This window comes from Frateuria sp. (assembly GCF_035695185.1).
Taxonomy (GTDB): domain Bacteria; phylum Pseudomonadota; class Gammaproteobacteria; order Xanthomonadales; family Rhodanobacteraceae; genus Frateuria_A.
On record NZ_DASSES010000039.1, the window covers coordinates 1 to 4,816 of the forward strand.

Annotated in this window: 4 protein-coding genes and 2 pseudogenes; 2 read left to right on the forward strand and 4 right to left on the reverse strand. The window is 68.0% G+C overall.

Going from position 1 to position 4,816, the window contains the following annotated elements; translation table 11 throughout:
- Positions 1–364: 364 nt before the first annotated feature.
- Positions 365–1,457, reverse strand: a pseudogene (locus VFH59_RS02915) (IS256 family transposase); the annotation flags it as partial.
- 260 nt (positions 1,458–1,717) lie between these two features.
- On the reverse strand, positions 1,718–2,365 hold the full coding sequence (locus VFH59_RS02920; protein WP_325163389.1) for a transposase: 648 nt from the start codon (positions 2,363–2,365) through the stop codon (positions 1,718–1,720).
- A 30-nt stretch (positions 2,366–2,395) separates the two neighbouring features.
- Between VFH59_RS02920 and VFH59_RS02925 the strand changes: the two genes are divergently transcribed.
- A protein-coding gene (locus VFH59_RS02925) for an IS630 family transposase (protein WP_414655843.1) occupies positions 2,396–3,345 on the forward strand; the annotation gives its coding sequence in 2 pieces (ribosomal slippage) (positions 2,396–2,735 and positions 2,735–3,345; 951 coding nt in all).
- Here the strand turns inward: VFH59_RS02925 and VFH59_RS02930 are convergent.
- Both VFH59_RS02930 and VFH59_RS02935 read right to left on the reverse strand, forming a co-directional pair.
- Positions 3,308–3,592, reverse strand: coding sequence for a hypothetical protein (locus VFH59_RS02930; RefSeq protein WP_325163391.1), 285 nt, complete (start codon positions 3,590–3,592; stop codon positions 3,308–3,310). The genes VFH59_RS02925 and VFH59_RS02930 overlap by 38 nt on opposite strands.
- A 65-nt stretch (positions 3,593–3,657) precedes the next feature.
- A pseudogene (locus VFH59_RS02935) lies at positions 3,658–3,960 on the reverse strand (integrase core domain-containing protein); the annotation flags it as partial.
- A 46-nt stretch (positions 3,961–4,006) separates the two neighbouring features.
- Between VFH59_RS02935 and VFH59_RS02940 the strand changes: the two are divergent.
- On the forward strand, positions 4,007–4,816 hold an 810-nt coding region (locus tag VFH59_RS02940), incomplete at its 3' end, for a helix-turn-helix domain-containing protein (RefSeq protein WP_325163392.1).

Sequence of the window (4,816 nt, forward strand, 5' to 3'; positions counted from 1 at the left end):
TGACTTGCTGCTTACCGCGCGCCCAACGCCATCACAGTACTGAGATCCGGTGGCAATTTTGCCTTTCTACAGGCGCCCGTGATGGGCGGGGCGCAGGAACGGCGACTTGCACTACTCGCCAGATGCGACTCCGATCCGGGATTACTCGTTCCTCGACGACGGTTCATCCCCGCGCGTGCGGGGAACACAACGGTTAGTGCCGCGTCGGCAATGGCGTGCGCGGTTCATCCCCGCGCCTGCGGGGAACACGTCAACGTCCTCGTCCTCTCCGCCCGGTTCGGCGGTTCATCCCCGCGCCTGCGGGGAACACGAGATCGCGTCCGTCAAGGTGGTGTGGAATCGTGTGTAGCTGAGGCGGCCATGGTCAGGCGGCCTTGGCTGTGATCTGCGGGCGCTCAGCTTCGCCCGTGGCGAGCAACTCGGTCATCGGCTCGACCTGCATGGAGCGGGTCTGCACCGACCATTCGTCGTTGCACTCCATCAGCACGGCGCCGATCAGGCGGATGATGGCGCCCTCCGTGGGGAAGATGCCGACGACATCGGCGCGGCGCTTGACCTCCTTGTTGAGGCGTTCCAACGGGTTCACCGAATGCAGCTTGCTGCGGTGCTGCGCCGGGAAGGCCATGAAGGCGAGCACGTCGTGCTCGCTGTCGTCCATCAGGGCGGCGAGCTTGGGGAAGCGCGGCCGGAATTGGTCGGCGACATGGCGCCAGGTGGCCCGCGCGCTGGTCTGGTCCGGCTGCAGGAAGGCCTGGCGCAGCGCCGCCGCCACCATGGTCGCCTGCGCCTTCGGCACGTAGGCGAGCGCGTTGCGCATCCAGGTGAGGGCGGACCGTGGCCGAAGGCCGCGTAAGCCGCCCGAACCGGCAGCGCTGCCATCCGGCCTTCAGCACCCGCGCGACCGCCGCCTTCAGCCCCTCATGGACATCGGAGATCACCAGCTTCACGCCGCGCAAGCCGCGCTTGAGCAGGCCTTTGAGGAAGTCCGCCCAGAACGTCTCGGCCTCGGAGAGGCCGATGTGCAGGCCGACGATCTCGCGCCGGCCCTCGGTATTCACGGCGACGGCGATTATCGCGGCCACCGAGACGATGCGCCCGCCCTCGCGCTGGCGCAGATAGGTGGCATCCAGCCACAGATACGGCCATTCGCCCTCCAGGCGCCGATCCAGGAAGCCGCTGACGCGCTCGTCGATGTCCGTGCACAGCTTGCTGACCGTGCTCTTGCTGATCCCCGACAGCCCCATGGCCTGCACCAGCTCGTCCACCCGGCGCGTGGACACCCCGCCGAGCCCGTTGATCTGCTTCGCAGCTCAACCCTGGATCACCGCCAGCAGCGCCTTCTCCGAGGTCTTCCGCGGCTCCAGGAACGGCGGGAAGTAGCTGCCCTGCCGCAGCTTGGGGAGGCGGAGCTGAAGCTGCCCCAGCCGGGTATCCAGCGTGCGGTCGCGGTAGCCGTTCGTATGATGTCTCCCGTCAAGTCATGCCGGTCCTCCTCTTCCTGGCCGTCCAGGGCGTGCTTGCATCGGGTCAGGCGCTTGGCGCCATCGACTCGTATCCGGTCGGCGGAGCCGACCCCGGTGCCTTTGCACGGCGAGCAAGCGACGGGGGACGGGATCCAACTGCGCGTTTCGGGTCTTGGGCCCCAACGGCTACACGATCACGCGTCCACCCTGGACGTCACGGGGCCGTCGCCCCGGACGGTCTCTTCGGCTCCGCGTCAGGCAGCGGGGCGCAATTTCGCTCCTGCCGGCACGAGGCCCCGGGTCGCATACCGCCACAGAGCGACCAAGAACTTTCTGGCGACCGCCACGATCGCCACGCGCCGGTTCCGTTTACTGCTGCCGCTGGTGCGCGCCACGGACCACGCAGTGATGTCACTGCCGATCTGGAAGCGAACCCAGCGCCAAGCGAGCTGGACGAGGCGGGCGCGCACGATGGCGTTCCCGGCCTTGCTGATGCCCTGCTCATGCTGCAACCGCCTGCTGCTGTACGGGCTCGGGGTCAAGCCAGCAAAGGCTGCAATGCTGCGGCGGTCGCGGGAATCGCGACAGAACAACTCGCGGGCCAAGACCACAGCGGTCTCGCGCCCTATGCAGATCAGCCTCTCCAGCGCGGCGGTCGCATCCTGGCATCCCAGTTCCGATGGTCCCGCGGCACATTCGTTCGCGGGCGCCTGCTCCGCCATTGCCTCCTCGACCTCTGCGATATGCCGCAGCACCAGTTCGAGGCGCGACAGTTCCCGCTCGACCTCCAGGCGGGCTCGGACGGGCAGCACCTCGCCGCAACCTGTGCGCAACTCCGCTAGGGCGGCGTCCCAGCTGACCGAATCGGGTGCGATTCCCGAATCGGCGGATTCCTGATTCAAGCTTCCTGCCGGGGCGGGAGGCCGGCGGGCATGTCGATGGCGCTTTCGCTGGATTTGCGGCAACGCGTGATTGCCGCTGTGCGGGATGAGGGGCTGAGCCACCGTGCGGCGGCGGCCCGGTTCAAGGTGAGTGCGGCGAGCATCAGCCGCTGGCGCGCGCTGGAGCGGCAGTCCGCCGACCTGCGGCCCGGACCGCTGGGCGGCGACCGCCGCAGCGGCGCGATCGAAGCGCACGCCGAGACGATCCTGCGTATCTTCGCGGCGCGCCGGGACATGACGATCGAGGAACTGCGCGGCGAACTGGCCGGCCAGGGCCTCCGCTTTGGGTATGGCACGCTGTGGCGCTTCTTCGCCCGGCACAAGCTGACGCGCAAAAAAAGACGGCGCACGCCGCCGAGCAGGATCGCCCCGATGTGCTGAGACAGCGCTGGGCCTGGTTCGAGGGGCAAATCGACCTTGACCCTGACCGACTGGTGTTCGTCGACGAAACTTGGGCCAGCACCAACATGGCCCGCCGCCATGGCCGCTGCCCGCGCGGCGAGCGGCTGCGCATGAGCGTGCCGCATGGCCACTGGAAGACCACTACCGTTATCGCCGGCCTGCGCAACAGCGGCATCGTCGCGCCGTTCGTGATCGACCGTCCGGTCAATCGCGCGGTCTTCGCAGCATGGGTCGAGCAGGCGCTCGTCCCGACCCTGCGGGCCGGCGACATCGTGGTCATGGACAATCTGGCCAGCCACAAGGCACCGCGCGTGCGCGCGCTGATCGAGGCCGCAGGGGCCGAGCTGCGCTTCCTGCCGCCCTACAGCCCCGACTTCAATCCGATCGAGCACGCCTTCGCCAAGCTCAAGGCGCTGTTGCGAAAGGCGGCGGCCCGCACCATCGACACACTCTGGACCACAATCGGCCGTCTCATCGACCTCATCACGCCAGCCGAATGCGTCAACATGTTCGCAGCCGCAGGCTACGATCCAGAGTGATCGGATTCTGCTCTAGCGCCTCGCGCCGGTCGCGGCGTAGCGGCCGGTGGTCCCGAACACCGTGGAGCGCGAGCAGGCCTTTGATGCGGTTGACATGGCCCACCCGCTCCTTGGTCAGCCGCGCGAGCTCGCGGTGCGGCCGGCGCGCGTCCTCTTCCTCGACGCTCGGCACACGGACGAACGAACACGCGTGCCGGTCACCCCGCCGCCAGGCCTGCAGCGCCCGCAGCAAACTCTCAGCGTCCACCCGGTCGGTTTTGACCCGGCGCGCTCTGAACCGCGCCGGGATTGCCGGAGGCGTTAGTGTTTGGGTCAGGCGGCCATAGCCTGCTCGTTCAGTTGTTCATAGTAGCGTGCCTCGGCTTCGGCGGGTGGGATGTTGCCGATGGGTTCGAGGAGGTGGCGCGTGTTGAACCAGTCCACCCATTCGAGGGTGGCGAATTCGACGGCATCGATGTTTCGCCACGGTCCACGCTGCCGGATCACCTCGGTCTTGAACAGGCCGATGATGCTTTCGGCGAGGGCATTGTCATAGCTGTCACCGACGCTGCCGACCGATGGCTCGATGCCCGCCGCGGCCAAGCGTTCCGTATAGCGAATGGCGACATATTGGGCGGATTCAAGTGGTCGCCGCAATACCGCGATATTGGAGGCGTTTGCGATGAGACCTCGGCGGCGGCGCTCGGATCGAGCCCTGCGTCCGGTATTGACGCGATCACCTGGCCGGCCGGGCGTGGCTCAGCGCGGGAACCGCGTTCGGTTCTGGCAGGCGATCGCGGCGGGCGTCTCAAGTGAAGCTGCGGCCACCAGCGCTGGCGTGTCCCAGCCGGTGGGATCACGCTGGTTCCGGGAAGCAGGCGGCATGCCACCATCAACCCTTGCACCGTCGGCAAAGCCGCTGTCCGGTCGCTATCTGTCGTTCGCAGAACGCGAGGAGATCGCCTTACTGCGGGCGCGGGGCCGGAAGGTGCGAGAGATCGCTCGCCAGTTCGGCCGGACGGCTTCGACGATCTCACGGGAGCTGCGGCGCAACGCGGCGACGCGCAGCGGGGGGCTGGAATACCGCGCCACCACGGCCCAATGGCACGCTGAGCGAGCGGCACGACGCCCGAAGCCGGCGAAGCTTGCAATGAACGAGAAGCTGCGGAGCTATGTCCAGGAACGGCTGTCCTGGCTGGTCGCCACGCCGGGCGGGCACCCGGTCGGTGGGCCGGACGTGCCGTGGAAGAAGCGGCGGCACGGGCAGCGTCAGCATCGGCGATGGGCGCGTGCCTGGAGCCCGGAGCAGATTGCCCGGCGCCTTCGGCTCGACTTCCCGGACGACATGAGCATGCGTATCAGTCACGAGGCCATCTACCAGTCGCTGTACGTGCAGGGTCGCGGCGCAGTGCGGCGCGAGCTGACCGCCTGCCTGCGTACCGGGCGCGTGCTGCGGGCTCCTCGGGCGCGAAGTCGTGGGCGGGGCAAGTCT